The 23,941-nt window shown below is 63.5% G+C and carries 21 protein-coding genes; 10 read left to right on the top strand and 11 right to left on the bottom strand.

Annotated elements, in window-relative coordinates:
• The 4 genes from AWB65_RS27850 to AWB65_RS27835 form a co-directional block, all read right to left on the bottom strand.
• Positions 1-867, bottom strand: an 867-nt coding sequence (locus AWB65_RS27850; protein ID WP_200821814.1) for a type VI secretion system Vgr family protein, incomplete at its 3' end; no start/stop codon positions are given.
• A gap of 651 nt (positions 868-1,518) precedes the next feature.
• Entirely contained in the window at positions 1,519-2,307 is a 789-nt protein-coding gene (locus AWB65_RS27845) for an HpcH/HpaI aldolase family protein (RefSeq protein ID WP_087670234.1), read from the bottom strand.
• Between the two features lie 161 nt (positions 2,308-2,468).
• Positions 2,469-3,269 carry an NAD-dependent epimerase/dehydratase family protein gene (locus tag AWB65_RS27840; RefSeq protein ID WP_087670233.1) on the bottom strand — a complete coding sequence of 267 codons (801 nt, stop codon included), beginning with the start codon at positions 3,267-3,269 and terminating at the stop codon, positions 2,469-2,471.
• A gap of 29 nt (positions 3,270-3,298) precedes the next feature.
• A complete protein-coding gene (locus AWB65_RS27835) occupies positions 3,299-4,618 on the bottom strand; it encodes an MFS transporter (RefSeq protein WP_087670232.1) in 1,320 nt (439 codons plus the stop codon).
• 485 nt (positions 4,619-5,103) lie between these two features.
• Here AWB65_RS27835 and AWB65_RS27830 point away from each other — a divergent pair, with 485 nt between their 5' ends.
• Positions 5,104-7,038, top strand: coding sequence for a glycoside hydrolase family 28 protein (locus AWB65_RS27830; protein ID WP_087670238.1), 1,935 nt, complete (start codon positions 5,104-5,106; stop codon positions 7,036-7,038).
• Positions 7,039-7,090: 52 nt separating this feature from the next.
• On the opposite strand, the gene AWB65_RS36720 is transcribed toward AWB65_RS27830, so the two are convergent.
• On the bottom strand, positions 7,091-7,384 hold the full coding sequence (locus AWB65_RS36720; RefSeq protein ID WP_087670231.1) for a hypothetical protein: 294 nt from the start codon (positions 7,382-7,384) through the stop codon (positions 7,091-7,093).
• Positions 7,385-7,753: 369 nt separating this feature from the next.
• Between AWB65_RS36720 and AWB65_RS27820 the strand changes: the two genes are divergently transcribed.
• Positions 7,754-8,200: a DUF3597 domain-containing protein gene (locus tag AWB65_RS27820; RefSeq protein ID WP_087670230.1), complete on the top strand. Its 447-nt coding sequence runs from the start codon at positions 7,754-7,756 to the stop codon at positions 8,198-8,200.
• A 373-nt stretch (positions 8,201-8,573) separates the two neighbouring features.
• Here AWB65_RS27820 and AWB65_RS27815 read toward each other — a convergent pair whose 3' ends face one another.
• Both AWB65_RS27815 and AWB65_RS27810 read right to left on the bottom strand, forming a co-directional pair.
• Positions 8,574-9,248 carry an HAD family hydrolase gene (locus AWB65_RS27815; protein WP_087658929.1) on the bottom strand — a complete coding sequence of 225 codons (675 nt, stop codon included), beginning with the start codon at positions 9,246-9,248 and terminating at the stop codon, positions 8,574-8,576.
• Positions 9,249-9,314: 66 nt separating this feature from the next.
• Positions 9,315-9,698, bottom strand: coding sequence for a DUF6632 domain-containing protein (locus tag AWB65_RS27810; RefSeq protein ID WP_087670229.1), 384 nt, complete (start codon positions 9,696-9,698; stop codon positions 9,315-9,317).
• A 323-nt stretch (positions 9,699-10,021) separates the two neighbouring features.
• On the opposite strand from AWB65_RS27810, the gene AWB65_RS27805 reads away from it, so the two are divergent.
• The gene (locus tag AWB65_RS27805) at positions 10,022-10,798 is read left to right on the top strand and encodes a ProQ/FinO family protein (protein WP_087670228.1); all 777 of its coding nucleotides are present in this window, start codon (positions 10,022-10,024) and stop codon (positions 10,796-10,798) included.
• On the opposite strand, the gene AWB65_RS27800 is transcribed toward AWB65_RS27805, so the two are convergent.
• A complete protein-coding gene (locus AWB65_RS27800; protein ID WP_087670227.1) occupies positions 10,799-11,989 on the bottom strand; it encodes a chromate transporter in 1,191 nt (396 codons plus the stop codon).
• Positions 11,990-12,372: 383 nt separating this feature from the next.
• Here AWB65_RS27800 and AWB65_RS27795 point away from each other — a divergent pair, with 383 nt between their 5' ends.
• The 4 genes from AWB65_RS27795 (at position 12,373) to AWB65_RS27780 (ending at position 17,104) form a co-directional block, all read left to right on the top strand.
• On the top strand, positions 12,373-13,944 hold the full coding sequence (locus tag AWB65_RS27795; protein ID WP_087670226.1) for a sensor domain-containing diguanylate cyclase: 1,572 nt from the start codon (positions 12,373-12,375) through the stop codon (positions 13,942-13,944).
• Positions 13,945-14,021: 77 nt separating this feature from the next.
• Positions 14,022-15,122 carry an extracellular catalytic domain type 2 short-chain-length polyhydroxyalkanoate depolymerase gene (locus AWB65_RS27790; RefSeq protein ID WP_087670225.1) on the top strand — a complete coding sequence of 367 codons (1,101 nt, stop codon included), beginning with the start codon at positions 14,022-14,024 and terminating at the stop codon, positions 15,120-15,122.
• A gap of 69 nt (positions 15,123-15,191) precedes the next feature.
• Positions 15,192-15,479 (top strand): hypothetical protein, encoded by a 288-nt coding sequence (locus tag AWB65_RS27785; RefSeq protein ID WP_087670224.1) that lies wholly within the window; start codon positions 15,192-15,194, stop codon positions 15,477-15,479.
• A 71-nt stretch (positions 15,480-15,550) separates the two neighbouring features.
• The gene (locus tag AWB65_RS27780; RefSeq protein ID WP_087670223.1) at positions 15,551-17,104 is read left to right on the top strand and encodes a phospholipase D family protein; all 1,554 of its coding nucleotides are present in this window, start codon (positions 15,551-15,553) and stop codon (positions 17,102-17,104) included.
• Positions 17,105-17,113: 9 nt separating this feature from the next.
• Here the strand turns inward: AWB65_RS27780 and AWB65_RS27775 are convergent, their stop codons facing one another.
• The 3 genes from AWB65_RS27775 to AWB65_RS35860 all read right to left on the bottom strand — a co-directional run bounded on the left by AWB65_RS27775 (position 17,114) and on the right by AWB65_RS35860 (position 18,593).
• Positions 17,114-17,479, bottom strand: a complete 366-nt coding sequence (locus tag AWB65_RS27775) for a hypothetical protein (RefSeq protein WP_087670222.1) — start codon at positions 17,477-17,479, stop codon at positions 17,114-17,116.
• A gap of 24 nt (positions 17,480-17,503) precedes the next feature.
• On the bottom strand, positions 17,504-18,136 hold the full coding sequence (locus tag AWB65_RS27770) for a hypothetical protein (RefSeq protein ID WP_235007794.1): 633 nt from the start codon (positions 18,134-18,136) through the stop codon (positions 17,504-17,506).
• 199 nt (positions 18,137-18,335) lie between these two features.
• A complete protein-coding gene (locus AWB65_RS35860) occupies positions 18,336-18,593 on the bottom strand; it encodes a hypothetical protein (protein WP_125474220.1) in 258 nt (85 codons plus the stop codon).
• A gap of 62 nt (positions 18,594-18,655) precedes the next feature.
• Between AWB65_RS35860 and AWB65_RS27765 the strand changes: the two genes are divergently transcribed.
• The 3 genes from AWB65_RS27765 to AWB65_RS27755 all read left to right on the top strand — a co-directional run bounded on the left by AWB65_RS27765 (position 18,656) and on the right by AWB65_RS27755 (position 23,869).
• Positions 18,656-19,666, top strand: coding sequence for a cyclase family protein (locus tag AWB65_RS27765; protein ID WP_159907821.1), 1,011 nt, complete (start codon positions 18,656-18,658; stop codon positions 19,664-19,666).
• Between the two features lie 244 nt (positions 19,667-19,910).
• Positions 19,911-20,723 carry a substrate-binding periplasmic protein gene (locus AWB65_RS27760; RefSeq protein WP_087670220.1) on the top strand — a complete coding sequence of 271 codons (813 nt, stop codon included), beginning with the start codon at positions 19,911-19,913 and terminating at the stop codon, positions 20,721-20,723.
• Positions 20,720-23,869: a bifunctional diguanylate cyclase/phosphodiesterase gene (locus AWB65_RS27755; RefSeq protein ID WP_087670219.1), complete on the top strand. Its 3,150-nt coding sequence runs from the start codon at positions 20,720-20,722 to the stop codon at positions 23,867-23,869. The genes AWB65_RS27760 and AWB65_RS27755 overlap by 4 nt, the downstream gene beginning before the upstream one ends.
• The last annotated feature ends 72 nt before the right edge of the window (positions 23,870-23,941 follow it).

The raw sequence follows: 23,941 nt of genomic DNA, 5'->3' as shown, positions 1-23,941 counted from the left end.
GTACGTCTCGCCGTAAGTGGTGTCGTCGCCCCGGATGATGTTCTCGGCGTCGATCGGAAGCGGCGCGGTGCGGTAGTAATAGGCGCGCACCCGCTGCCGCTCGGGAATCGTCCTGGCATGCGTCTCGATGGACTCGATTGACTCCGCGCCCGTATTGGCCAATCCGGCCTGCGCGTGAAACGGCACGCTCAGACCGGGCTTGCGTCGATAGTGCGTCAGGTCGTCGCCGAAGCGCACCACCTCGCAATGCTCGCCTTCCTCCTGCACGAACCAGAGGCCCGCGCGCCGGCACAGACGCGTCACGAATGCACGATCGCTCTCGTGCCACTGCATGACGAATTCGCGCGGCTCGTATTGCCGATACAGCCTGAAGTCGAACCGCGCGCGAATCGCATCGAAACCGTGCTCACGCAGAATCTGCTCGATGATGCTCGGAAAGCTCAGGTTCAGGAAGAACCGGCATTTGGGCGTATTGCGCAGCAGCGCGAGGCGCGATTCCAGCACGATTTCATAGGTCGTCTGGTCGCGGTTGCTGGCTAGCTGGCTAAACGCAGTGATGACGCCCTGAATCTTGCGGCACGCAACCGTCGATACAGACACGCCGGCCAGACGCGACGGCTGAATCATGAAGGTAGCCAGGCGATTCAGATAATCGCCACGCGGCAGATTCGCAAGAGAATGGGTAAGCGTGATTGCAAAGCGGCTTGCTTCACCGATCGCTTCGACGCCGGTGAAGCACGCGACGCTCATGTCCTTGGCACTGGCCGCGCGTGGCACGTCGAGAAAGTAGGTTTCGTGAAGTGAAGGAACAACGGATTGATGCGGGGCACGGCGCGCCACGCCGGATGGCTCGATAGTCGAACTCACGAACGAATTTCTCCCGTTACTTATTTCTTATGTAATCGGGAGATTAGTCATTTCGTCAGATCTTAAATAACAGAAAACTCCGAATTCATGAAAGTTTCGGCCGTTTCCGATCGACGTTGAAGACGAAGGTCCTGTTGAAGCAGGCACGCAATCGAAAACCGAGAATGGTTCAGTGGCGTCACCGCTTCACCGGCGTCCGCACTGCGCTGCTTCGTATCCCGTCCGGTGACGTCCATTGGAACGTGTAGCTGAGCGGGCCAGCCGGCGTGACATGCACAACAAAACCGTGCAACGTTACGTCCCAAAATTTCTGAACTGGTCGTTCGCAACGACATTGCGCCGAAGACTACGGTCGATTTCATGACCGGCCATACTATCTCCGGTCAGCGTCCCGTAGCGCGCCCCCGTTTGGGAGAGTCCGGGGCAGACTTGCGAGAATCACTACAGTACGCGGCGTTGGCACAGACCCAATATTGAGCGTGTGTCATTGATTTTGTAACAGACTCCAGGCACGCGTAGAACGCTGTAAAGCAAGTAGAACTGCCGCGACAGGGTCAGAGATATAGACCGCCAAAACATCATATCGAACGATGTCGAAAATCGAGGCCCTAAGCCAGGCTTCCGCAAAAATCCGCTCAAGGCCCCGCGCCCTCAATACCCCCCGTCCGATCCCTTCGCACCCCCGGCCCGCATCTTCCCCATCACCTGCTGCGCGCCAGCCGCCATCAGCCGCGCATCCGAACTGACGGTCACGAATTGAAACCCCATCGCGATCCGTTCGAGCGCTTTCTCCGGCGTGCCGTTATGAATCCCCGCCACCACCCCATGCGCTTTAGCGCATGCAAGAATACGCTCGATGGCCTCGACCACCGGCGGATCGACATCATCGAAAGTCGGCGTACACCCCAGCGCAAGCGACAAATCCGACGGCCCGATATAAATCGCATCCAGCCCCGGCGTCGACACGATCTCCTCCAGATTGTCCAGCGCCTCGCGCGTTTCGATCATCGCGAACACCACGACCGTTTCATTAGCCTTCGTCGGATAATCTGCGCCACCATAAAGCAGCGCCCGGATCGGCCCGAAGCTGCGCGTCCCGAGCGGCGGATAATGCGTTGCCGCGACGAGCCGCTCGGCATCCGCGCGACTATTGACCATCGGACAAATCACCGCATATGCGCCCGCGTCGAGAACCTTCATCAGAATGCCGGGTTCGTTCCAGGGCACGCGGGCCATCGGTACGGTCTGGGTCGTCGAGATCGCGGTGAACATCTCGACCGCTTTCTGATAATCCACCACGCCGTGCTGCAGATCGACCGTCAGCGAGTCCCATCCCTGATGCGCCATCGTCTCGGCGGAAAACCCGCTCGGGATTGCGAGCCATCCGTTGACAACCGCCCCGCCAGTTTTCCAGATCGAACGAATCCGGTTCTCACGCATGCTCGTGCTCCTCTTGTTGGCAGGCCGCGTCTCGGGCCTGTGGCTTAGAACGCGCCGCCGGCGTGCGCTGCAGCGCCGTAACGGGCGGTCTCAATAGTAAAGCGCAAATGCCCGCTTGCGATTGCCAAGGCGGGCATGACGAAAACATCCAACGCAAGATTTCAGCGTTCATCCAAAGGCGTAAAGTCGATGCCGGCAAAACTGCCGCCCTGATACCGCTGGCCGATCGCATCGAGCGGATTTGGCTTTTGCAGGATTTCGTCGGCGAAATCTTCCGCGTTCTGCTGCGGCACGTAGCCGAGCCGCGCGGCACCGTCGTTGTTCCAATAGCTGCGCGTGTTGCCCGAGACGCCCCACACGACGATATGTCCGACCTTCGGCGCATCGATCGTCCGCTCGACGATCCGCATCAAATCGTCATGCGAGAGCCAGGTGCTGAGGTGACGAAACTCCGTCGGCTTCTCGATACAGCTTCCGATCCGTACGCAAACCGTCTCGATCCCGTGCTTGTCCCAATACATCCGCGCGATGCCCTCGCCCCACATCTTGCTCAGGCCATAGAAACCGTCGGGACGAAACTCGCAGTCGAGCGCGAGTTTTTCATCGACCGGGTACATGCCGATCGCATGATTCGAGCTCGCGAACAGAATGCGGCGTACCTTCTTGCGCCGCGCGCCTTCGTACACTTCGACGAGCCCGCGCAGGTTGTTCTCGATGATCTCCGGCAGCGGCCGCTCGACGCTCGTGCCCGCCATGTGGATGAGCACATCGACGCCGTCGAGCAGCCGGTCGACGACGGCCGGATCGCGCAGGTCGCCGTGCATGATGTCCTCGTTTTCGACGATCGGCGTGAGGGGACGCGAGCCGCCCGCCGAGCGCAGGTCGTAGCCCCGTTCCAGCAGCGTCTTTCGCAATACGGTGCCCAGCTGGCCGCCGGCACCGCTCAATGCAATCTTGGTCACGATTTTGGGTCCTTGTGTCATGGTCGGCGTTAGCGTCCGGTGCTGGTTGCGGGCGCGGCGGGCGGCGGGGCCTTGGGCGCGCGTAGTGTGCCGGCGTAGTCACCCGGCCTCAGCAGGAACCATGCGACGGTAGCACCAACGATGTCGAATAGCACGAGGCAGACGAAGAGCGGGTTATAGCCGATGGTGGTCGCGAGCGCGCCTACGATCAGCGAGAAGATCATCCCGCCGAGCCAGCCCATCATGCCGGAGAGGCCGGTCGCGGTGCCGACTTCGTGCTGCCCGAAGACATCCGATGCGAGCGTGTAGAGCGCACCCGAAATCGCCTGATGGCCGAACGCGCCGAGGCAAAAGAGGCCGATCGCCACATAAGGGCTCGTCGCGAGGCCGATGCACGCCGGGCCGAACATGAAGAGCGTGCCGAAGATCATCACGAGCTTGCGCGATGTCAGCAGCGACGTGTTGAATTTGCGCAGGAAGAACGGCGCCAGATACCCGCCGACGACGCAGCCGAGGTCGGCGGCGAGAAACGGCAGCCAGCCGAACAGCGCGATCTCCTTCAGGTTCATGTGTCGCACGGACACGAGATAGAGCGGAATCCAGAAGTTGAAGGTCTGCCAGGCGGGTTCGGCGAGAAAACGCGGGATGCCGATACCCCAGAAGCGACGCGTGCCGAGCAACTGCTTCCACGAAGGACGCTGCGTCGAATCAAGCTTGCCGGCTTCCTGGCCGCTCAGGATGTACTCGCGCTCACTTTCGGAAAGGTTCGGATGGTCGGCGGGCGAGCGGTAGAAGAACACCCAAAGCGCGACCCACAACAGCGCGATGCCGCCGGTGACGACGAACGCCGTCTGCCAGTTGAACTGGAGAATACAGAACACGACGAGCGGCGGCGCGAGCATTGCACCGATCGACGTTCCCGTGTTCAGCCAGCCGGTCGCGACCGAGCGCTCCTTCGCCGGGAACCACTGCGTGATGGTCTTCATGCCGGCGGGGAAGATCGCCGCCTCGCTCATGCCGAGCAGCGCGCGGAAGAACGCGAGCGAGCCCCAGCCGGTCGCGAGGCCGTGCAGCATGTTGGACGCCGCCCAGGCCGTCGCGAAGATCGCAAAGCCGATCTTGAGGCCGACGACGTCGAGGATATAGCCGGCAATCGGCTGCATCACCGTGTAGGCGCCCTGGAATGCCGCGACCACGTACGAGTACTGCTGCGTGGTCATGTGCAGCTTGTCGGTGAGCGTCGGCGCCGCGACCGAGAGCGAACTGCGCGCGAGATAGTTGAACACGGTTCCGAGCATGATCAGCCCGACGATCCACCATCTCAATCCCTTGATCTTGTCTGCCAGCATGGCGCGTCTCCTTCCAGTTAATGCCAGGCCATTCATATAAGACGTCGTATAACTATGAAACCTTTGACGCCTGAAATAATGTGTACGACAACTTTCGACGAATCACGCAAAGTTGTCAACGTCAAACAAGTCTAAAGCGGGTAAACCCCGTCTGAATGCACTTCAATGGCAAGCAGACTGTAGATTTCAGCCAGTTAGGGCTTTAAAAAAGTTGCTTGACGGCTATCTGACAACTTCGCTATCTTCGGCACCATGCGATCGGGCGCAGGCCAGATCGCCCATAACAATCGCCGGAGATGGCACTAGAAATGTTGTATGACATCGTTTCTATAAGCGTCTTTTGACAAGACCCCGATTCGGTTCACCCGAGCAACCGTGGATAACCGGCAATGCCGGATAAGGAGACAACCTTGAAACATCTCGAGGACAAGAATCACAACCGCGCGCAATCCGCACCGCAATCCCCGGCGCGGCGATCGTTCGTGATGCTGGCGGGCGCGTCGGCGAGCGTGTCGATGTTCGGCGCGCTCGGCGTGCTCGGCGGCTGCGGCGGCCACGACAGCTCCGGCGACCCCACGCCGCCCGTCGCACAGGACCCGATCTGGGGTCCGTCGGGCGCCGCGACGCAGATCATCAACTCGCTGCAAACGGTGGCGCAGTCGATGTTCCCGGACCGCACGTTCCTCGTCACCGACTACGGCGCGAAAGCCTGCGCCGTCGTGGCGGCCGTGAATCCGTACACCGATCCGTCGAAGTCACCGCTCAGCACCGGCGCCGACAAGACGCAGGCGCCTGGCTCCTTCGATTCGCGTCCCGCATTCCTCGCCGCGATCCAGGCGGCGAACGCGGCCGGCGGCGGCAAGGTCGTCGTGCCCGCGGGCAACTGGTATTGCGCGGGGCCGCTCGTGCTGCTCTCGAACGTCAACTTCCATCTGAGCGCGAACTGCACGGTCTACTTCAGCCAGAATCCCGCCGATTTCGCGAAGGACGGCCCGATCGATTGCGGCGCGAACGGCAAGCTCTACTACAGCCGCTGGCAGTCGAACGATTGCCTGAATTACGGCCCGCCTGTCTACGCGCGCAACCAGAAGAACATCGCGATCACCGGCGAGGGCGACAGCTCCATCCTCAACGGCCAGGGCATGACGCCGTTCGCGGGCACCGGCAACACGAGCACCTGCTGGTGGACGTGGAAGGGCAACAGCGGCGCATACGGATTCGCCGGTTCGTCGACGCCGTCGCAGGCCTACGCGAACCCGAACAACGTCGATTTGCGCACGGCGGCGCCCGGCATCTCCGACACGCTTTACACGCGCCTGACCGATCCCGCCACGCCGTGGCAGCAGGACCAGAACTACTTGCCAGCGTTGTCGGAGGCGGGTGTCGCGATCGAGAAGCGCATTTTCGGCAAGGGCCACTACCTGCGGCCGTGCATGGTCGAGTTCCTGGGCTGCACGAACGTGCTGATGGAAAGCTACCGCACGATCAACACGCCGTTCTGGCAGCACCATCCGACCGACTGCACGAACGTGGTGATCCGCAGCGTGACGGTGGACAGCATCGGACCGAACAACGACGGCTTCGACCCCGACGCCTGCGACATGGTCCTGTGCGAAAGCGTCGTGTTCAACACCGGCGACGACTGCATCGCGATCAAGTCGGGCAAGAATCTCGACAACGAATACGGCCCCGCGCAAAACCACGTCATCCAGAACTGCACGATGAACAGCGGTCACGGCGGCATCACGCTCGGCAGCGAAATGGGCGGTGGCGTGCAAAAGATCTATGCGCGCAACCTCGCGATGCTCAACCAGTTCTGGGCAACCAATTCGCTGAACATCGCGATCCGTATCAAGACGAACATGAATCGCGGCGGCTTCGTGAAGGATTTTTACGTCGATGGTGTGACGTTGCCGAACGGCGTGAGCCTCACGCCGTCGGGCTATGGCAGCAGCCTGCTCGCGGGCAGCCCGATCAACGGCACCGTGCCGCTCGGCGTGGCGACTGCCGCTGCGGCGAATCCGTCGGCGGCGCAGGGCGGGCTGATCACGTTCGATTGCGACTACCAGCCGTCGAAGGACGCGATCCGCACGCGTCCGGCGCTCGTGCAGAACGTCAACATATCGAACGTGAAGGCGACCAACGTGACGCTGAACGGCGTGACGGGATCGTGCTTCCAGGCGGTCGTCGCGCAAGGCCCGGTCGCGTTCGACTACAACGGCCCGGCGCCCACGCCTGCGATTCCGGGGATCGCCGGCGTCACGATCACGAATTGCGACTTCGGGACGCCGGTCGCGGCGGGCCCGGCGACCTCGACGTCGCCCGGACCGATTTACGCGTACAACGTGCACGACATCACGCTTTCGAACACGCTTATCGCGGGAAAGACCGTCAACATGACGGTGACGGACGCCCGCTAGGCGCTGGCGAAGTCGGGCCTGTTGAGGCAGGCCTGACAATGCGTGGAAGTGTCTAGCGCGAGGGACCCGGCTGCGTGGTGGTGCGCGCGCCGGCGGGGCTCGCCGATTGCGCGTCCGGCACCGCCTGTGACGGGTTTGCGCCGCCCGCCGCGCCTTGGGTATCCGAGCTGCCGCCATAGGAGATGTCGGTCGTGGATTGTGCCGACGTATTGGCGTTGTGTTGCATCAGCGCTCGCCCGGAAGGTTGCGGCACGGGCGTTTCCTGCGCGATCGCGACGCTCGCCGCCGCCAGCAGAACGGCGCTCGACGTGCTCAAAACTGCGTTCAAAACGAGAGTCGACTTCATTTTGATGCTCCTTGCATGACGCCTCGGTTGCGAGACTCCTTTTCTCGGCAAAAGGGGGAGGAAAATTGGCGCACTTCGCCGCGAGGTCGAGGCGCGTGCGTTCCTGAAAGCGATGTTCACGTCCAATGAACGTGCATTCTTTATGCGCCGGTGCGTGATTCCGCTTGCCATAACTGCTTCCTGCTTTTGTTATAGGGCGCTAATACGCGGCCGCAGGCATTTTTTCGGGCCGCGTTGCGAATCGGCATCATCGGCGTCATGGGCGACCCGGGCAAGGCGAAATGTAAATGTGTGCGGGCGTTTAAAAGCAGGGTAGGAACGATCGTTGCGCTCTCGGACGAGTCACCAACCCCGTCATCGGAGACGCACATGGGCATTTTCTCGAACATCCTCAACAAGATTTTCCCGCACGATCACCCGGCCGCGACCGGCTCCGGCGCCACCGCCGCCCCCGCCACGGCGCAACAGCCGAGCCCAGCCGCACCGGGCGCCGCGCCTGCGGGTTCATCGACGCCTGCCGCTGCGGGCACCGTCCAGCCGCCGGTCACGCCGATGCCGGAAGTCGACGTCGAATCCGTTCTCTCCGCGATGCAGGCGAAGCAAGGACAGGAGCTGAACTGGCGTACATCGATCGTCGATTTGATGAAGCTGCTCGGCCTCGACAGCAGTCTCACGGCGCGCAAGGAACTGGCGGCGGAACTGCACTACAGCGGCAACACCGAGGACTCGGCCGCAATGAACATGTGGCTGCACAAGGCGGTGATGAAGAAGCTGGCCGAGAACGGCGGCAAGGTTCCGGCCGATTTGAAAGACTGAGGCGGGATTGGCGCGGTTGGAACACCGCGCCGATTATTCGTGAGCGCGCGACATCAAGTCGCTGCGGGACTGCGCTGATCGTTCAAATACGGCCAGCGTTGACTGAAAGCTGCGCCGCGAAGTCGCGATGAGCAAGCGATCTGGCCGGTCCCGCGAAGCTGCGTCACGCGATTTTTCGGGCGCCGCCCGCGATTTCACCAGGTGCGTCGCTTTCTCAGACCCGGCCTGCCGAGGCATTGACCAATCGCCAATTGGCGAGCGAGCAAAATCCCGCGCAACTTCGGCACGCGATTCCGCGATCTCACGAATTGCGCTGCTTGCTCAAATTGTTCCAACTTCTTAGACCCGGCCCGCGAACGCGCTGGGCAATCACTTACGGCCGCGCCGCAACCTCATCCAGATGCAGCAGCAAGTCGGCGGGATCTTCGTACACGCGCAGGGCGCCCGACCGTTCCAGCTCCTCCATCCCGTACCCGCCTGACAACAAGCCCACGCCCAGCGACCGGCAACGCCGCGCCGCGAGCATGTCCCAGATGCTGTCGCCGACGACGACCGTATGCTCGATCGACACCCCCAGCCGCTCCGCCGCCGCGATAAACAGATCCGGATCGGGTTTCGCGTACTTCACATCGTCGCGCGTCACGACGACCGCCTTCGCCGGATCGACCCCGAGCGCCTCCAGATTGACCGCCGCCGTCTCCATCCGGCCGCTCGTCGCGATCGCCCAGCGCGTGCCGGCGTCCGTGAGCGCCGCGAGCAGTTCACGCGCGCCCGGCAGCGGACACACCTGCGCCCGCAGCCGCTTGTACGCCTCAGCATGCAGACGTCGCAGGTTTTCGACGCGATCCTCGCTGATCTCGCCGTGCGTCTCGCGCAGCAACTGGTTCATGAAAAGGCCGCCGCTCATGCCGATCTTGCGGTGGATGCGCCACACCGACAGCTCGATGCCTTCATCGTCGAGCGCTTCCTTCCACGCCAGGACGTGCTGATAGACGCTATCGACCAGCGTGCCGTCGAGGTCGAACAGGAATGACGTTTCGATGCGCATGATGAAAGTCCTTCGGGAGAGTGATCGGCGGATCAGTGTACGGCAGCGTCATGGCATGCGTCGCCCTCAAGAGCTTATGGCGCGGCGCGGTGTCAGAACAGCCAGCACAATCGCGATGATAAAAAGCGCGGGTACGTCGCCGATCAGATGGCCGCGCTGGCCGCTGCCGGCAAGCGCCTGAACCGTCATGATCGCGCCGTGGACGATGCTCGACCACACGGTGAACCAGATCAGGCTCAGATGCGCGAGCGGATCGCGCGCGGCCATCAGCAGAAAGACGCCGAGCGTCGCATAGATGCCGACAATCATCAGCGGATAGTCGGAATGCCCTGAGTGCCACGCCCAGCCCGACGGCCAGACGAGCATCAGCGGATAAATCCCCGCAATCGAGATCAAGCCGACCGCGACAAGCGCGATGCGCAAATATCGAATCCGATCGATGTCGTCCATGGCGAGCGAGTGCCGTTGGTCGATGCATACCGTTATAGACGCGAAATGCGTAATCGAGCCCTATGTAGCGCCAATTGCGATTCGGGTTTATACTGACGTTGTCTCCTCCATGTCTCAACCGATATGGATTAAGCCCGCCAAATGCGCGGGCTTTTTTTCGCCCGCAGCACGCCGGACGGCACAATAGCGGGCATGGCCGGTCCGCGCGGCTCACGGCAGAATGTGAAGCGGTTGCGTATCATGGTTTCTTTGGTCGCGTCACGCGGCTTCCCAGCGCGCTTCGAACGCGCGACCAGCATCGAAAATTTCCTGAGGCATGCACGATGGGCTTCGAACAACTCGCGGTATTGAAAGAGCAACTCGCCAAACAGTCGAAAGCACGGCCGCATAAGGCGTCTGCGCCGGGGAAGCCGCAGCATCAGCAGGCCAAGCCGCAGCAGCAGGCCAAGTCGACGCAGGCCAAGTCGCAGCCGCAGCAGGCGAAGCCGCAGTCGGGGAAGCCCGCGCAGGCGCCGAAGCACGCGCGTCCGGCGCGTCCGCATCGCGGGCCGCGCGTCGCGGCGGCGGCGGCGATCGAGGCGAAGGCGAGCGAAGCGAAGCCGGCCGAGGCGAAAATCACCGACCCGGCCGTCCTCACGATCCGCAAGCTGCAAAACCGCTTCCCGCTGGCATTCCCGAAGAAGCCGGCATCGAAGGTTCCGTTGAAGGTCGGCATTTTCAAGGAGCTGGTGGCACTCGCTGGCGAACTCGCGCTGACCGAAGCCGAATTGCGCGACGCGATCAAGATCTGGTGCCGGGGCAGCCGCTACTGGTCGTGTCTCGTCGAAGGGGCGCCGCGTGTGGATCTCTCGGGCGAGGCGGCCGGAGCCGTATCGGCGGAAGATGCGGTGCGCGCACGCAGTTCCGAAACGAATCGCATCGCGAAAGCCGCTCGCAAGGCGGGTCAGGGCGCGGAAGAACCGGCCCCGGTCGCTACTGACGCGGCCGGTAGCACGGCCATCGCTGCTGAACCGGAAACGGCTCCCGCAGCCGTAGCGCCCGTCGCCGCTGCTACAGAAGCGGCAACTCCCGCTCCCGCCGCCCCTGAAGCCGCCGCCTGATCAATGGCATAGCAGCCAGATTCCGAACGCGCCCGCAACGGTCGCGTACACGGTATAAACCGGCAGCTTCAGCTTTGCGAGACACATGCAACCGAACGCCGCCGTCACGAGATACGCGGGCTGCGGCGGGATGTGCAGCAGGATCTTCAACACGGCGATCGCGAGAAACGCTGTCGTCGCCGCGCGCAGCAGGCGCATACCGTTCTCGAAGCGCGGATACGTCTTGAGCGCCGCCAGATGCCGCTGCGCGAAAATCACGAGACACCCCGACGGCACGAATAGCGCGACCGTCGCGACGAGCGCGCCGATCCACCCATCGATCAGATAGCCGAAGAACGGGATCACGTTCAGCAAAGGCCCCGGCGCGATCGGCGAGAGGGCGAAGGCGAGCGTGAAGTCGGTATCGGAGACGCCGGTGCTCGGACTCACGAACAGCGCCTTCAGCACCGGCAGCGCCGAAAATCCGCCGCCGAAAAGCGTCAGCCCCGCGCCCGCTAGACGGGGCCAGAGCAGCGCGAATTGCCACGGCGTCGGCAGCGGCAGCGCGAAAATCAACAGCAAACTGACGAGCACGACCGGCAAGCGCCAGTCGCGATGGGCGTGTACGACATCCACGCTCGTCTCGCGCTCCGCTTCCAGCATCCATCCCGCCGCGAACGTGCTCGCCAGCACGAGCACGTAGGCCGCCGGTCCATGCGCCAGCGCGAGCGTGGCGCACGCGAACGCCGCGGCCGCCCATTCGACCTTGCCGCGCAGGATCGTGCGAGTCTGCTTGTACCAGGTCACGCCGATCAGCACGGCCAGCACGACGCTGAAGTGATTGACGAGCGTCTGCGAAGTCAGCGAGCGGATCAGCGGCGTGCGATAAAAAATCGCGAAAACGGTCATCAACAAGAAAAACGGCAAGACGCTCGCGATGCCCGCCGCCCACGCGCCTGCCCGTCCGCGCAACACGTGCCCCAATTGCACGGCGACGTTGCAGCCGACCGGCCCCGGCACCATCCACGCAAGCGCCGTGAGATCGGCGAATGCCAATGGCGAAAGCCGGGGCTGGCGTTCGACATAATGCCGTTCGAGTTGCGCCATTAATGCGAGCCCGCCCCACGATACCGCCGATAAACCGCATACGGTCCAGAACAACCGCCAGAGCGATTCAGGCTCGCTGATTAATTCGCTGTTCACACTTGTCATCGCTTTTGTTTTCGTATTTCAGAAATGCTTAACCCAACTGCCGACTTTTCGTCCAGCCGGTCGATTAACGGCCGCAATAAGGCGTCACGAATGCGGCCCGAACGCAAGCGCATTCGTCGATACGAATGTTCGTGCTACATATCTGATCCGGGTCAGGTGCGCAACGCGGGACAAACCCGCGGTCCCCGCCAGCAAGGCGCCACCGGGCTTCAAGGCAAGTGGATACTAACGCAGCCCTATCGCGGCGATGAAAATCGATTTACGAAACCATTGCTGACTTCGTCATATATCCAACGAAAGCCATTCGTCCGATTTTTTTCATAGCCTTGAAGCGCATTTAAAAATAGAATCCTTTGGGCAAACGTTTCAATAAGTCACGGCCAATGAAAACGAACGAATGGTTTATTCGACAGAGGGACCGGTTCAAATGCAAGGAATCGACTGCGCTTCATGGCATCGTCTATGGCGCTGCGTTGATTTCGCTGGTGATGGTCGGCCTTTGCGCACTCGTTCTTTATCAAAGCCGGCAGGACGCGCTCGAACGGACGCGCGAGACCTCGCGTAACGTCGCGCTGATCGCCGAGCGCGACATCGTTCGCAATTTCGAGCTATATGACCTGTCGCTTCAGGCCGTGATCGAAGGCCTCGCGCAGCCGGAAGTCATGGCGCTGCCCGACCACCTGCGTCGCGACGTGCTGTTCGACCGCGCGGCCACGGCCAAATACCTCGAAGCGCTACTCGTCCTGGACGAAACAGGCGACATCGTCGTCGATTCGGTCAGCGAGGTGCCGCGCAAGGCGAATTTCGCCGATAGCGCATTTTTCAAGGCGCAGCGCGCAGGCGACGCGGGGCTCTACATCAGCGACCCGCTGCGCTTCACGCTCGAACACGACATGCAGAGCATCGTGCTGAGCCGGCGCATCACGCGCGCCGACGGCACGTTCGGCGGCGTCGCGATGATCGCGATCAGCCTCGACTATTTCCGCAACCTGTTCGCCGGGCTGTCGCTCGGGGAGCGCGGATCGGCGTCGGTGATCGGGCAGAGCGGCCTGATGGTGATGCGCCAGCCGTACGATGTGCGCATCATCGGCCGCGACATCAAGACCGCGAGCACCTTCAAGCGCTTCATCGCCGAGAAGGAAGGCGACTTCAGCGATACGGCGAGCATCGACAACGTTCGCCGCCTCTACACGTTCAAGACGCTGCCGCATCTGCCTTTCATCATCATGGTCGCGATGGCCGAGACAGACATCTATGCGACCTGGCGCCGCCGCGCGCTCACGATCGGCTCGCTGATGGCGACGTTCGGCCTCGCCTTCGTCGGGCTCTCGGCGGTGCTCGGCACGCAGTTGCGCCGACGCATGCGCGCGGAGTCCGAGTTGCAACTGCTCGCGCGCACCGACGGCCTCACGGGCCTGAACAACCGCCGCACGTTCGGCGAAGTGCTCGATCTCGAATGGCGGCGCGCGCGCCGGGCACGCAGCGTGTTCTCGCTCCTTTTCGTCGATATCGACCGCTTCAAGGCCTATAACGACACCTACGGCCACCAGGCCGGCGACAAGGCGCTCGCGGCGGTGGCGAAGTGCATCGGCGAGAGCATCCGGCGTCCCGGCGATACGGCGGCGCGTTATGGCGGCGAGGAGTTCGTGGTCGTGCTGCCGAATACGCCGGCGGCGGGCGCGTCGTTCATCGCGGAGAAGATTCGCGTGGCGATCAGCGATCTCTCGCTCGCGCACGCGGGCAGCGAGTTCGGCCGCGTGACAGCGAGCATCGGCACGGCGAGCTGGGACCCGGAATCGGCCATGGACGTCTCCGACATGCTGAAGGACGCGGACCGCGCGCTCTATCGCGCGAAGGCGATGGGCCGCAACATGGTGGCGTTCGCGAGCCGCTGCGCGGGAGAAGTGATCAGCGCGGAGTGCACGGATATCGAGCAGGGATTGCTCGTTCGTTGAGGATGCCGGTGCGTGCGGTTCGTTGGCTTACCCTGTTCGAGGCATCCAGACTACAAGCGCCAGCGAAACCCCGAGCGATGAAAGCTGTCCTGTGCTTCTGCGCCCTGATCGCGCGAATCAGCTTCGCCAGCGCGGCATCAAACTACCCGCAGCTTCCTGCGCTCAACATCGACATCACGCAGACCTCCGTTTCGGGCATTTCATCCGGAGGGTTCATGGCGGTGCAGTTCGCGGTCGCTTATTCGTCGATCATCAAGGGCGTCGGCGTGGTCGCGGCGGGCCCGTATTACTGTTCGCAAAGCGACATCCGCATCGCGACGACGCGCTGCTCGTGCACGATCGCGCCCGCAAGCTCATGCGACGTGACGCCCGCGAGCGCGAGCGTCCCGGCACTCGTCACGTTCACGAAGACGTCGGCCACGAGCCGCCTCATCGACGATGTCGCGAATCTTCGCCGCCAGCGCGTGATTACCTTTTCCGGTGCGAAGGATGCCACCGTGCCGCGCCCCGTCGTCACGCAGCTCATCGGCTATTACGCGGCGTTCGGGACGCCGGCGCAAAACGTCTCGAAGATCGAACTCCCGAATGCCGGCCACACGATGCCGACCGTCGATTACGGTGTGCCGTGCAGCGCGACCGAGTCACCGTTCATCGGTAAGTGCCGCTACGACGCCGCGCGGGCGATCCTGAGCTGGATCTACGGTCCCGACTCGCTAAAGCCACCTTCCACGACGACGCCAAAAGGGCGCTTCATCCGCTTCGATCAGAGCCGTTACGTGCCGGAGGGGAAGTCGTCGTTCTTCGGATCGTCGACGGGGATGGACACGAGCGGCTGGCTCTACGTACCCGCATCGTGCAGCGCGGGCGCGCCGTGCCGCCTGCATGTCGCGCTGCATGGCTGCGAGCAGGGGCAGGACTATTTGCCGCTGCAGTCGCCGCCGGGCGGCGGCCTCTTCTACGGCACGACTTTCGTGCGCAACGCGGGCTACGCGAAGTGGGCGGACAACAACCGTATCGTCGTGCTGTATCCGCAGGCGGTGTCGATTCCGCTGTCGAATCCCAATGGATGCTGGGACTGGTGGGGCTACACCGACCGCCATTTCGCCGATCAGCAAGGCATCCAGATGCGCGCGATCCGCAACATGATCGATCGGCTGACTTCGGGCGCGGCGCATTGAGCGCGCGGCACGTGTGGAACGGGACTTGCGCAGTCGAAAGGAGTCAATCACTGCCGGCAGGAGGCCGCCATGACGACCGCATCCTCGGACGAACCCGCCACGCCTGACGAAGACCTGGCCGCGTCGCCCACGGAAATCTCGGTGCCCATCGGTGACGCGATACCGACGCCGGTCGAGCCGGGCCTCGACCAGCCGCTGCCCGAAAAGGCCGACGCCGATCCCGGCCCGGATTCGACCTTCGAGCCGCCCGCCGAACCGCCCATCGATGTATCGAAGCCGATCGGCGACGCGATCCCGACCACGCACGCGGAGCCGGGCACGGACCAGCCGCTGCCGGAGAAAAATCCCGACGCATGACGCATCCCTGTAAAGCGGTCATGCCGCTACACTTCCCCAACGCGTGAACTACAGCCTGGTGGAGAGCGGACATGATCGTGCTTCGACGTTGCTTCGCGGCTTTGCTCGTCATGCTTCTCAACGCGTGCGCGAGCTTGCCGCCGCAGGCCGGACGCACTGAAACGCACGCGCTCCCGAACACCGCCGACACCCGCCTCGGCGTCGCCTTCGCGCCGGGCGAAGCAACGCATCCCGCCGATAACGCCTTCCATCTGCTGCCCAACGCGATGGACGCGCTGGTCGCGCGCGTCATCCTGATGGAAGGCGCAGACCGCACGCTCGACATGCAGTACTACATCTGGCACGACGACGCGACCGGCCGCACGCTCGCGGCGGCGATGCTGCGCGCGGCGGACCGCGGCGTGCGCGTGCGGCTCCTCCTCGACGATCTCGGCACGAACGCCGACGACCGCGTGCTGCTCGCGCTCGACTCGCATCCAAACGTGGAGATCCGGCTCTTCAACCCGGTCGCGAGCCGCAGCTTCAAGAAGCTCGGCTCCGCGGTCGAATTCTTCCGTGTCAACCGGCGCATGCACAACAAGGCGCTGATCGCCGATAACCAGGGCGCGATTCTCGGCGGCCGCAACATCGGCGACGAATACTTCGGCGCATCGACGACCGTCGCGTTCGGCGATCTTGACGTGCTCGTGCACGGCCCGGTCGTGCGCGAAGTGTCGACGGCCTTCGACCAATACTGGAACTCGGAGTCGGCGTATCCCGTCGATCGGCTGATGGGCAAGAGCGCCGACCCGGAGGCGCTCGCCGGCTACCGCGCGAAGCTCGACGCATACCTTTCGACCGAGATGGAGACGCCGTACTTCCAGCAGGCGAAAGCGCGCCTGACCGACGTGATCCATACGCGCGATGCGCAGTTCTCGTGGGGCCGCGCGACGCTGCTCTACGACGACCCGGCGAAAATCACGCGCGCGCCGGGCGATGCAGAAGGGCATCTGATGTCCCAGTTCCGGGCGCTCGATCTCAAGCCTGAGCGCGAGATGCTGATCGTATCGCCTTACTTCGTGCCGCAGAAGGCAGGCGTCGAATGGCTGCGCGGGATGACGTCGCGCGGCGTGCGGGTCACGGTGCTGACCAACTCGCTCTCGGCCACCGATGTCGCCGCAGTTCACGCGGGGTATCAGCGCTATCGGAAGGATCTGCTGGAGGCGGGTGTGCGGCTTTACGAGCTCAAGCCGGTCGCGACCGACGCGTCGAAGGACAAGAAATCGACGTTCGGCTCGTCGAAGGCGTCGCTGCATGCGAAGACCTACGTGTTCGATCGCAAAAGCATCTTCATCGGCTCGATGAATCTCGATCCGCGCTCGGTCGAACTCAATACGGAAATCGGCGTCTACTGCGAGAGCGAGGCGGCGGCGAGCGAAGTGGTCGACGGCATCGATGCGAATCTCGATCGCGTTGCGTGGCGCCTCGAACTGCGCCCCGATGCGAACGGCGGCAGCCACATCGTGTGGATCGATACGGCGGCGAACGGCACGGTCACGGTGCTCGACAAGGAGCCGGACGTATCGGCTTGGCGTCGCACCGGCATCTGGTTCCTCGGGCTGCTGCCGATCGAATCGCAGTTGTGATGCGATGCGCTATGCCGGCGCGGCCAGGCGCGGCGCCGACAACGCCACGCCCGCGACCGTGTTGATCGACGCATAGATCGCATCGACGACCGCGTTGGTCAGCTTCTCCAGTTCCACCACGATCAGTTGCACGAGCGTCTCGGCGAAGCCCTGCGCCATTTGTCCGAGACCGTCGAGGTAGAACGAACGCTCCGCCGCCGTGAACACGTTCGCTTCGATCATCCCCGTGACGAGCGCGGACTGATGCACGAGCGATTGAAACTGGCTCTGCGCGAAACCCGTGAAGGTCGCGAGGTCCTTGGTAGTCGTCGTCTTGACCGCGGACGAGATGCTGTCCTTGAAGACATCGGCGACGCTGGTGAGATCGAGTGCCATGGCGGCTCCTTGTTGTTCGACGGTTTACTGTTGCAGGAAAGTCTCGTAGACGAGCGCTTCCGACATGAAGTGCGTGACGTACCCCTTGTTCGCGGCGACCTGCGCTCCGTTCAATCCGTGCGCGCAGTCGGTGTCGCGCAGCAGTGCGATCGCGCGCGAGACCTGCGCGAGCGCGAGCGCGCTGGCGGGAAGCTGTGGCTGTGTATTGGCGGGCGGTGGCCCGAACGACGGCAGCGCCGGCGTGCGCGGTACATGCCGCGCGTCGGCGCATTCGCCGGCGGCGAGCGCCAGTGCGTCATCGGAGACGGTCTTGGGAAGCGGGCTGATCGCGAGTCTCTGCTTGATTGCCTGATCGGCCTTGTCGCGCAGCGCGCTATCGGCGACGGGGCGGCTTTGCGATTGCAGCGCAAGCGCATCCGCACGTCCGATGATTGCGTTGTACTGGCCCGCGCGCTCGACGAAGGTCGTCTTCGAGACACCCATCCCCGCCGATGCATAGAGTTGCATGATGTCGTTGCTGACGCCGCGAATTCCATTCACGAGCGACGCATCGTAGGGCGGCGCGAGTTGCACGGTGCAAGCGGTGCACAGCGCAAGCGCCGACAGTAGCGCGGCGAGCCATGCGGACCTGCGATAGCGGCTCCGGTTTCGTGTCATGTTGACTCCGGTCGTTGAACGAAGCGTCTGTATCATCAGACGCAAGCAAGGGCGCCGCGGACGCTCGATCGACGAAACAGTGGAGGCGCATGGACGGATTCATCGCATAGCGAATGGAAGCGTGAAAACGGCCCACACGCAATATAGGATCGCGAACTTCATTGCGGCAAGCCTGCGGCATAGCTGTGTTCCGCCACTCTCAAGCAATCGAATGAAAGTGGATTGCGAATGAAATGAAGGCTTTTCGCGCTAGGCGTGCGCGCGCTACCTGGCGGATGACGAAGCGCGGCACGGCTTTTGGAACCCGTTCGCGTGGCGAAAGGATGTTGGCCTGCTTATCCATCAGCAGAATACGTTCATCGCGTTCGAGTGTGTGCCGTACCGTGTGTGCGCGTTGTCGGCGCTGCGCTTTTTGAAGCACACGTTCAGGCTGCAGGCGCCTGGTTAAAAACGGCATCGACCTTTCCCGCAGCGTCTATAGTTTCCTGCACCGACAAGCGATCGATGAGGAGATGCGCGATGCCGTCCCGCCGACGATTCTTAAGCGCCGCGCTGTCCGGCGCGACCGCCGCCGTGCTGCCCTCCGTCGAAGCAGCGCAATCGCCGGCATCGCCGCCGCCCGACATCGCCATCCACGACGATGCCGATCTCGACCGCCATCTCGCCGCGCTCAGCAACTGGGGCCGCTGGGGACCGGATGACCAGCTCGGCACGCTCAACTACATCACGCCGGCGATGCGGCTCGCCGCTGTGAAGCTCGTGCGCACGGGGCACATCATCCCGCTCGCGCGCGAGATACCGGTCGCCGCCGCCGACGGCGTGCGCCGCCAGACCTACGAGATGCGCAGTTATACGGACGCACTGCCGGAGGAATCGGGCTGCATCGACTACATCGGCATGGTGTATCACGGTTTCGCGATCACTCACATCGACGCGCTTTGCCATCTCTTCACGCCCGAAGGCAAGCAGGGGATGTACAACGGCTTCCCGATCAGCGCCGTGACGCCGCAAGGCGCGACGAAGCTCGGCGTCGAGGTGATGGGCGCGCAGGGGATCGCCGGGCGTGGCGTGCTGCTCGATATCGCGGCGCTCAAGGGCGGCCCGCTTCCGCCCGGCACGACGATCTGGCCGGCCGATCTCGACGCCGCCGAGCGCGCGCAGAAGCTGACCGTGCGCGAGGGCGACATCCTGTTCATCCGCAACGGCGCGGGCGCGCGCAACGCGCTGAAGCTCGGCACGGGGCTTCACGCGTCGTGTCTGCCGTGGCTGCGCGAGCGGCGCATCGCCGTTGTGAGCAGCGATTCCGACAGCGACGTGCATCCCGCGCCGCCCGGTTTCAAGCGCTGGACCGAACCGGTGCATATGGTCGCGATCCCGTATCTCGGCCTGCCGATTCTCGACAACACCGACCTCGACGCGCTCGCGCTGCACTGCGCGCAGGAAGGGCGCTGGGAGTTCTTCGTGACTGTCGGGCCGTGGCGCTTCAAGGGCGCGACGAGTTCGCCCGTCAATCCGATCGCGATGTTCTGAGTGTTCTGAAGTGTGCCGCGCCCGGCCGACATAAATATTTCATTCACGAAATCCTCCGCCCCACCTCAAGAATGGCGCCACGCTGCCGTCAATGAGTAGGGAGTCCGTTTGGAGAGCGACCGTGCGTCAATGCGCCGGCCTCCCGACGTCCCGCCGCCCGACTGCAGACACGATCAACCGCGCCATCGGAAATACGCCGGCGATAACGCCCGCGCTCCGTTTCGCTCATCATTCTGGAGATATTGTGGTCCGACACGGTCTTGCCGGTCTGCTATTGGCGCTGTCCTGCGCCAGCCATGCGTTCGCAGCCGGTCCCGCTCACGACGCCCGCCCCGATTGCTCGCGCCCGCTCACGCTCGCGCTGCACGATCACGGCCTGCTCTACTCCGCCGATACCGACACCGGCATCGACAAGGATTTCGCCGACGAACTGATCCGCCGCAGCGGCTGCAAGATCAGCGTCAGCCTGATGTCGCGCGCGCGCATCTGGCAACTGATCGAATCGGGTGCGCTGGATTTCAGCCTTTCGGGCATCACGAATGCCGAGCGCAACCAGTACGCGTCCTTCGCCTGGTACTTCAGCAACAAATACTATTTGCTCGTGCGCAAGGACGCCGGCATTCAGCGGCTCACCGATTTCGAGCACGAAGACGGTTTCCAGCTCGGCGTGATCCGCAGCTTCCGCTACAGCGACTCCGCCAACCGCCTCGTCGACGAACTCGCCGCCGCCAACCGCACGAGCCAGGCGGGCGGCCTCGATCCGCTCTACCAGGCGCTGATGACGCGTCGCATCCAGGGCATGATCATCGAGCCGTTCGATTACCCCGCGCTCGACGAGCGCAAGATCCGCGACGTCACGACGATCATCGAGTTCAACGATCCGGCGGTGCCGCACGGCCTCATCATGTCGAAGAAAGCGCTGCCGGCCGCCGAGCAGGACAAGTGGCGCGCGCTCGTCAACGACATGCGCGCCGACGGCACCGTGCGCCGCATCTTCGAGAAATACTTCAGGCGCGATCTCGCCGCCTCGATGGTCGATTTCCCGACGCCGCCGTGAACTTTGCGCGCATCGTCCTGTTACCGCTGATGATCCTGTGCGCGTCGCTTGGCGTGACGTGGGCCGTCTGGGATCACGAACGGCAAGCGTCGCGCCACGAGGTGCTGTCGCAGTTCGACTTCGCGCTCGGCGACGCCGTGAGCCGCGTCGATCAGCGCATGGCGACCTACGAGCTGATGCTGCGCGGCGTGCAGAGCCTTTTCGCCGCCAAGGATCAGATCGAACGCTATAACTTCCGCGACTACGTCGGCACCCTCGTGCTCGATCCGAGCTTCGCGGGCGTGCAGGCGATCGGCATCGTCGAATGGGTGCCTGCCGCGCGCCGCGACGCGCACGTCGCCACGATGCAGAGCCTCGGTTTCATCGACTACGCCATCCAGCCGGCCGGCCCGCGCGCGGACTATGCGCCGATTGTGCAGCGGGAGCCGTACGTCGGCCGCAATCGCGCAGCGCTTGGGTTCGATGCCTGGGCCGACGCCACGCGCCGCACCGCGATGGAACGGGCGCGCGATTCCGGCATGGCCGCGATCACCGGCAAAGTGCGTCTGACCGTCGACAACGAGCCAGACGCTCCGCCCGGCTTCGTCATGTACCTGCCCGTCTACGCACGCGGACTGCCGCACGACAGCGTCGCCGAGCGGCGCGCGAGCGTGATCGCGTGGGTGTACGCGTCGTTTCGCATGAGCGACGTGATCGCGAGCCTGTACGGTGAGCGGCTGCCCGGACTCGGCCTTGCTATCTATGACGGCGTCGGCATCTCCGACGCGACGCTTTTGCACCGATCGCCGGAAAAGCACCTGCCGCACATGAAATCCGTGGTGTCCGCGAGCGAGTATCTGGTGGTCGACGGCCACAACTGGACGCTCGCGATGCACGCCCATGACGACTTCAGGGCGCGCTTCGGCCGCAACGCCGAATTGCTGATCGCCGTGAGCGGCACGGGCCTGAGCCTGCTGCTCGCATTGCTCGCCTGGCTCACGATGACGGGGCGGCGGCGCGCGCTGCACATGGCGTCCTCGATGACGCGCGAACTGCGCGAGAACGAAGAGAAGTTCCGCGCGATCGCCGACTGCACGGTCAACTGGGAGGTCTGGTGGGGCCCGGACGGCAAGCCGCGCTGGATCAACCCGTCCGTCAGGGAATACACCGGCTACACCGTCGACGAATGCATGGCGATGCCCGACCTCGCCGCCACGCTGATCCATCCGGAAGACATGCCGCGTGTCGCGCCGCTGTTCCTGAAGGGCATGCACGGCCTGCGCGGCGACGATCTCGAATTCCGCTGCGTGCGCAAGGACGGCTCGCTCGTGTGGTTCTCCGTCTCATGGGGGCCGATCCGCGATGCCAAGGGCGCGTTCACCGGTTTTCGCACGAGCGGGCGCGACATCACCGAGCGCAAGCAACTCGAGGCGGAGTTGCGCATCGCGGCCGTCGCGTTCGACTCGCTCGAAGCGATGATGGTCACCGATTCGCGCAACATCATCCTGCGCGTCAATTCGGCGTTCACAGAATGCACCGGCTACACGCCCGAGGAAGTCGTCGGCAGGACGCCGCTATTCCTGCGCTCCGGCCGTCACGACGAAACGTTCTTCCGCGAGATGTGGGAGGCGGTCGATCGCGAAGGCGGCTGGCAGGGCGAGATCTGGGATCGCCGCAAGAACGGCGAGATCTACCCGAAGTGGTTCACGGTATCGGCGGTGCGCGGGGAGGACGGTGTCGTGAGCCACTACGTCGGCACGCATCACGACATCACCGAACGCAAGATCGCGGAGGAGCGGATCAGGGAACTGGCATTCTTCGATGCCCTCACGCGCCTGCCTAACCGCTCGCTGTTGCTCGACCGCCTAAAGCAGGCGATCACCGCGAGCGCACGCGGCGACGCGTGCGGCGCGCTGCTCTTCATCGACCTCGATCACTTCAAGACGCTCAACGATACGCTCGGCCACGACAAGGGCGACCGCTTGCTGCAGGAAGTGGCGCAGCGGCTTGCCGCGAGCGTGCGCGACAGCGATACGGTGGCGCGCGTCGGCGGCGACGAGTTCGTCGTGGTGCTCGGCAGCTTGCATGCGAGCCGGCAGGAAGCGGCGATCCAGACCGAGGCCATCGGCGAAAAGATTCTCGAAGTGCTCGGCAACACGTACCAGCTCGGCGATGTCGAATACCGCAGCACGGCGAGCATCGGCGCGACGGTATTCCAGGGCCATCGCACGTCGATCGACGAGCTGCTCAAGCAGGCCGACCTCGCGATGTACAAGTCGAAGGAGCGCGGACGCAACGCGCTCTGCTTCTTCGATCCCGCGATGCAGACCGTGGTGCTGGAGCGCGCGGCGCTGGAAGCGGATTTGCGCAAGGCTATCGATGAAGAGCAGTTCCTGCTGCACTACCAGGCGCAGATTGCCGACGGCGGCCGCGTGACGGGCGCCGAAGCGCTCGTGCGCTGGCGGCATCCGCAGCGTGGCATCGTGCCGCCCGCGGACTTCATTCCGCTCGCGGAGGAGACCGGTCTGATCCTGCCTCTAGGTAACTGGGTTCTGGAGACTGCGTGCAGGCAATTGACGCTGTGGTCGACGCGGCCGGACATGGCGCACCTGACGATCGCGGTGAATGTCAGCGCGCAGCAATTGCGCGAGCCGGATTTCGTCGACAAGGTGCTGGCGGTGATCGGTCACACGGGCGCGCGGGCGAACCGGCTGAAGCTGGAACTGACGGAGAGCGTACTCGTCGACAACGTGCAGGACATCATTCGGAAGATGTACGCGTTGAAGGCCAAGGGCGTGGTGTTCTCACTCGATGATTTCGGGATCGGATACTCGTCGCTTTCTTATCTGAAGCGGCTGCCGCTGGATCAGTTGAAGATCGATCAGTCGTTCGTGCGCGACGTGCTCGTCGATCCGAACGATGCGACGATCGCCAGAACCATTGTCGCGCTGGCGCAGAGCCTGGGGTTGGGAGTCATCGCGGAAGGCGTGGAGACCGAGGCGCAGCGGGACTTTCTTGCCGGGGCGGGATGTCACGCGTATCAAGGGTATTACTTCTGCAGGCCGGTAGCGATCGAAGCGTTCGAGGCGTTCGTGAGCCGGTGCGATCCTTGGCGAAACGCCAACAGGGAGCGGGCTGTAGCGCGGGACGGGATCGTGGCGGAATAAATGGCCGCTGCCGACGTTGTTTACAAAAGCGAATATAATATCGATTTTTGTAAACCACTAATCGGAGGCCGG

The organism is Caballeronia humi (genome assembly GCF_001544475.1).
GTDB lineage: Bacteria > Pseudomonadota > Gammaproteobacteria > Burkholderiales > Burkholderiaceae > Caballeronia > Caballeronia humi.
The sequence above is the reverse complement of the archived record's forward strand: the minus strand, read 5'-3'. Positions and strand labels throughout refer to the sequence as shown.